Genomic DNA, 5,224 nt, shown 5'->3' with positions numbered 1-5,224 from the left:
TCGTCTCGACCCGCTCCAGCTCCTCGGGAGTCAGCGGGAAGCCCCGGACGGGCTTCCAGAGCCCCTCGGCGACCGCGATGTTGTACAGGGTGAGCGCCGCCAGCTCGCCGCACCACGTGTGGTCCTTCCGGCCGTCCCCGTCCACGTCCTTCCCGAACTCCACCTGCCCGTAGTCCGGGTCCGGTCGCGGGAACCGGACCTCCGTGGTCAACCGGGTGATGCGGGTCAGCCCTCCGGGCGCCTCGAACTCCGTCCCCGGCGTCAGGTCCACCCACTGGATCCCGGCCCCCTGCGCCGGTCCGGGCAGCGAGAGCGCCAGGACCAGGAGCGTGGCCAGCAAGCCGACCGTTCCCCTGGGGGTGGTGGGCCGTTGTCCGGGCTGGGCTCGGCCGAGGTGTTGGGCGCACTGAGGAGGGTAAAGCCTGACGCCGTGGCTTACCTACCCGGGTTCCCGCTGAACGAGGTGGTCCGGAGGCTGGAGGAGGGAGACCACCCGTTCGAGGTCGTGCCGGTCGCCTCGGAGTTCGACGCCGTAGGGCTAGTGATCGGCCTCGCCCAGTCCGGGGGCTTCGGGGCCGCGGTCCTCAAGGACAAGGGGGTGTACGTGGCCGCGCAGCTGCTCGCGGAAGAGGGGGACTGGCCGGGCCTCCTGATCGTGGGGCTGGACGCCGACGGGCGGGGATCTTACACGTGCTCCGTGGAGCTGCCCCGGGTGATCCGGGAATGGAAGCTGCGCGTGGAGGTGCCCGAGAGTCAGGGGGAGATCGAGGATGCGGTGGTCCGCGCCGCGGAGGCCGCCCGGGAGGAGCACCGGCTCGCGTGCGTGATCCTGACGGAGGACCTGCTCCTGTCCAGCCGGCCGCCGGCGGACGTGGCCCGGGTGGAGCCCACGGGCGAGGGGGACTGGGACGAGCTCCTGCGCGCCCTGGAGTTCTACGAGAGCGCGGCCCTCGTGCTCGGGAAGGGGATCCTGGGGGACGTTTCGGGCGACCTGCCGGCGGTCACCTCCTCGCTGGGGGACGAGCGGGGGGAGGTGGATCGGCTGATGGAGGCGCTGGAGGAGGCGGGGCTCGAGGTTCGGGTGTACTGCACCAAGCACGCGTCCAAGTTCCTCCCCGGGATCCCGCCGACGGGCGTCAACACGGGTAACACCGTGCGGGAGGACGTGCTCTTCCTCGTGGGCGCCTCCTTCGACGCGTTCGCGGTCCGATTCGAGTCGGATTTCGTGGTGTCGGTGAACCCCGACCCGGACGCGTACGCGCACCGGATCGCGGACGCCCGGTTCGTCATGACCCTCTCGGAGTTCGTGCGGGGGCTGCGGGAGCGGCTCAGGTGATCACGCGCATGCTCAGGTCCAGGGCGGGCGCGGAGTGCGTCAGCCAGCCCAGGGAGATCACGTCCACCCCGGTGCGGGCGTACTCGGGCGCGTTCTCCGGGGTGATCCCGCCCGAGGCCTCGAGGATGATCGCGTCGTCGATCCTCCGCACGCGCTCGACCGCCTCCCGCACGCGCCCCGGGGTCATGTTGTCGAGCAGCACGTGGTCCGCGCCGGCCCGGGCCGCCTCCTCGGCCTCCTCCGGCGACTCCACCTCCACGCCCACGAGCTTCGTGAACCCCACCTCCCTCCGGGCCCGGCGCACGGCCTCCTCCACCGACCCGACCAGCGCCAGGTGGTTGTCCTTGATGAGCACCGCGTCGTCCAGGCCCAGTCGGTGCGGGTCGCCGCCCCCGTCCGCCACGGCCTTCTTCTCCAGGAACCCGGTGATCGGGTGCACCTTTCGCGTGGCGGCGACGATCACGTCCGGGTTCACGCGGCGGACCCGGTCCACGACCCGCCGGGTCGCCGTCGCGATCCCGGACAGTCGCATGAGGAAGTTGAGCGCGACCCGCTCGGCCGAGAGGACGTTCACCGCCCGGCCCGAGACCCGGAGCAGCTCCTGCCCCGCCCGCACCTCCTCCCCGTCCCTGACCCGCGCCTCCACGTCGCAGTCCAGCAGCTCGAAGGCGACCCGGGCGGGCAGCGTGCCGGAGACCACACCCTCCTCCTTGGCCACGATCACGGCCTCCGCCTCCTCACCGCGGACGACGGAGGAGGTCAGGTCGGCCCGCCCGACGTCCTCCTCCAGGGCCCACCGCACCACGCGCTCCACCCGAACCCGGTTCAGGATCACGCGGGCGACCCCCTACCGCTCCGCCATCTCCCGCTCCCAGTCCAGCTCCGTCTTGATGCCCAGCTCCCGACGCACGCGCTCGTGCGCCTCCTCCACGCTGCGCGTCCCGTCCACCAGCTCGCACAGCACGCTCCCGCGCGCCACGGCCCTCGGGTCGAAGTAAAACGTGCACACGGACGCGGGCCCGAGCTCGACCGTCCGGTGCCCGCCCCGGATCTCGATCGGCCCCAGCTCACCCCGCTCGGCCGCGCGCAGCGGGACCAGGCTCGCCTCGGTCTCCACCGCCTCCGCCAGCCGCTTAAGGAACGCCACGTCCCGCCGCGTGAGCCCGACCGCCCCCAGGTACCCGCCCTCGGCCGCGATCTCGGCGAACCGCCTCCGCAGCTCCTCCCGCGAGAGCTCCCCATCCGACCCCCACCCGAACACGCCCAGCACCGTCCCGTCCAGCCGGGCGAGCGAGCACGTCATGATGGAGTCCGCGAGCGGGCTCTCCACCCCCGGCTCGTCCCCCCGGGCGAGCGCGTCCCCACCCACGTCCACGCCGACGAGCACGTCCAGGTCGAAGTGCTCCATCAGCGCCCGCAGCCCCTCCACGGTCCCCTCCACCCCGCCGCTCACGTCGACCAGCACCACCCGCACGTTCGAGTGCCCGAGCCGCCGCAGGACCTTTCGCACCCGGGACTCCGCGAACTCGGACCCGCGCCGCGGCCTCGCCTCGCCCCGCAGCACGCCCACCCGCTCGTGGATCCACTCCACGTCCCCCACGATCTCATCCCGCGAGCGCGGGCCCGGCTCCGGATCCACCACGACCCGCTCCCACGTGAGTCCACCGAGCACCAGGAGCTCGGGGTTCAGGTCCACCCGCGCCCGCCGGTACGTGTGGGACGCGCCGACGACGTCCCCGCCCCCGCCGATCCCGAGCACCCCGATCCGACTCCCGTCACCGAGCACCTCGCTCAGGTACAAGCGAGCGGCCCCCGAGGGGGAGGTGGTTGGGACTCAGCCGGCAGGAACTGACCGTGCGCGTGCTCGTGCGGTGGGAGCGCACGCGCCGGTCCCTGCGCACCTGCGTCAAGCGGGTGCTCCTGAACGCCGGCGTCCGGGACCATAAGGTGTGGGGGACCGTGCACGCGTACTGCATGGAGCTGATGAAGCGGCTGCGGACCGTCGACGCGTTCCTGGAGGCGGCCGTGCGGAACGCCCGCGTCCCGGACCTGGACCCCTGGGTGCGCAACGCGCTCCGCGTGGCCACGTTCGAGATGAAGTGCAACGAAGTCAAGCCCGCGATCGCGACCAACGAGGCGGTACGGATCGTGCTCCGGAGGCTCGGGGAGGGGCCCGCCCGGTTCGTGAACGCCGTCCTGTACGACGTCGAGGAGCTGTCCCTGGACGACGTGCTGGACCGCGCCCGGGACGAGGTCGAGCGCCTCGCGATCGAGCACTCCCACCCCGAGTGGTTCGTCCGCCACCTCCTGGACACCGTCGGTCGGGAGGAGCTCGAGCGGCTGATGCGGGCGAACAACCGGGAGCCCGAGCGCTACCTCCGCGTTCACGCGCACCTGGTCGACCCGGACCGGGCCATCCTCGCGCTGGAGCGGGAGGGGGTGGTCGTCGAGGAGGACCCGGACGTGCCCCTGATCCTGCGGGTGGTGGAGCACGACATCCCGCCCGTGCGCACGGAACCGTACCGGCGGGGCTGGGTCGCGTACCAGGACAAGGCCTCGGCCGCCGCGGCGTACGCCCTGCGGCCCGACCCGGGCGACACCGTCCTGGACGCGTGCGCGGCCCCGGGGAACAAGTCCGCCTACCTGTACGCCCTGACGGAGGGGGAGCTCGAGCTCACCTGCGTGGACGTGAACCCGCGCCGGCTCCGCGAGCTGCGCCGGAACTTCCGGAGGTGGGGCGTCGAGGCGCGGGTCCGCCGCGCGGACGCCACCCGGCTGGCGCGGGAGCTTCGGGGCGAGCGGTTCGACCTCGCGCTCGTCGACCCGCCCTGCTCCAGCTCCGGCGCGTACGCCCGCTCGCCCGAGGCCCGGTGGACCGTCCGCTGGCGGCACGTGAAGAGGTACGCCCGCGGCCAGCTGGCCATCCTCCGGGGCGTCGCCCCCCTGGTCGAGCGCGCCCTCGTGTACTCCACCTGCTCCGTCACGGTCGTCGAGAACGAGGAGGTCGTGCGCCGATTCCTCCGCGGGATGGACGGGTTCGAGCCGGAGCGGCCGTTCACGTTCGGCTCGCCCGGCGTTGAGCGCTGGCTCGACCGCCGCTACCCGTGGCACGACCGCGTCCGACGCCTGTGGCCGCACCGGCACCGGACCGAGGGCTTCTTTACCGTCCGCCTGGAGCGCTCGTAGGGCCGATGAGGAGCCTACCCCGAGTCTGAGGCCCGATGACGAGTTGGACGGGGGCCGAGGCGCCTCGGCACCCTGGCCCCTCTTCATCGGCTCCGCATCGGGGTGGGGTCTTCATCGGCCGGACCCGAACCGATCCCGCAGCTCCTTCACCAGCCGCCGGAACCGCTCCCTGACCACCTTACCCACGTCGATCCGGGCGAAGGCACGCTCGGTCCGCTTCACCTCCTCCCACACCGGATCGTACTCCTCCGGCCCCACCTCAACCTCGCCCACCTTGATCACCTCCGGGACGGAGAGCCACTCCTCCACAGTCTTCTCCGGCTCCTCCGCGAGCGCGAGCACCGGCTTAGCGTGCAGCGACAGGGCGTCCACCATCCCCTCGGTGACCCGCTCCGCGAACTCCTCCACGTCCGAGCTCAGCACCTCACCCAACCGGTACCGACCCACCAGACCGCCGAGCCGCTCCTCCAACCCGCTGATCGCCAGCTCCACCACCCGCTCCACTCGCTCCCGGCAGTCCTCCTTCCCCTCCACCCGCGGCTCCAGATCCTCCAGCACCTCCTCCGCCCGCACCTCCCGGTGCACGCAGGCGTGACACTGCAGGGCGAACTCCACCCAGCACGAGGCGCGCATCGGCAGGCACCGCCGGAACGTGTCCAGCAGCTGATTCACCAGCAGCATGGACTGGTTGGAGGCGAGGAA

Annotated in this window: 6 protein-coding genes; 2 read left to right on the top strand and 4 right to left on the bottom strand. The window is 72.5% G+C overall.

The features are described 5' to 3' along the window. Nucleotides 1-340: hypothetical protein (locus tag ACXJJV_RS05910; protein ID WP_456467261.1), on the bottom strand; the 340-nt coding region annotated here is incomplete at its 3' end. A 30-nt stretch (nucleotides 341-370) separates the two neighbouring features. Between ACXJJV_RS05910 and ACXJJV_RS05905 the strand changes: the two genes are divergently transcribed. Beyond that, complete coding sequence (locus ACXJJV_RS05905; protein ID WP_456467260.1) at nucleotides 371-1,336, top strand: hypothetical protein; 966 nt, start codon at nucleotides 371-373, stop codon at nucleotides 1,334-1,336. On the opposite strand, the gene nadC is transcribed toward ACXJJV_RS05905, so the two are convergent. Then, nucleotides 1,329-2,171 (bottom strand): carboxylating nicotinate-nucleotide diphosphorylase, encoded by an 843-nt coding sequence (gene nadC / locus ACXJJV_RS05900; RefSeq protein ID WP_456467259.1) that lies wholly within the window; start codon nucleotides 2,169-2,171, stop codon nucleotides 1,329-1,331. The two genes, ACXJJV_RS05905 and nadC, sit on opposite strands and share 8 nt — an antisense overlap. A 12-nt stretch (nucleotides 2,172-2,183) precedes the next feature. Continuing rightward, complete coding sequence (locus tag ACXJJV_RS05895; RefSeq protein ID WP_456467258.1) at nucleotides 2,184-3,137, bottom strand: DUF1152 domain-containing protein; 954 nt, start codon at nucleotides 3,135-3,137, stop codon at nucleotides 2,184-2,186. Nucleotides 3,138-3,163: 26 nt separating this feature from the next. Here ACXJJV_RS05895 and ACXJJV_RS05890 point away from each other — a divergent pair, with 26 nt between their 5' ends. Further along, nucleotides 3,164-4,522 carry an RsmB/NOP family class I SAM-dependent RNA methyltransferase gene (locus ACXJJV_RS05890; protein WP_456467257.1) on the top strand — a complete coding sequence of 453 codons (1,359 nt, stop codon included), beginning with the start codon at nucleotides 3,164-3,166 and terminating at the stop codon, nucleotides 4,520-4,522. Nucleotides 4,523-4,633: 111 nt separating this feature from the next. Here ACXJJV_RS05890 and ACXJJV_RS05885 read toward each other — a convergent pair. Then, a partial coding sequence (locus ACXJJV_RS05885) for a hypothetical protein (protein ID WP_456467256.1) occupies nucleotides 4,634-5,224 on the bottom strand: 591 nt, incomplete at its 5' end.

The sequence above is a fragment of the Methanopyrus sp. genome, from assembly GCF_053997775.1.
The sequence above is the reverse complement of the archived record's forward strand: the minus strand, read 5'-3'. Positions and strand labels throughout refer to the sequence as shown.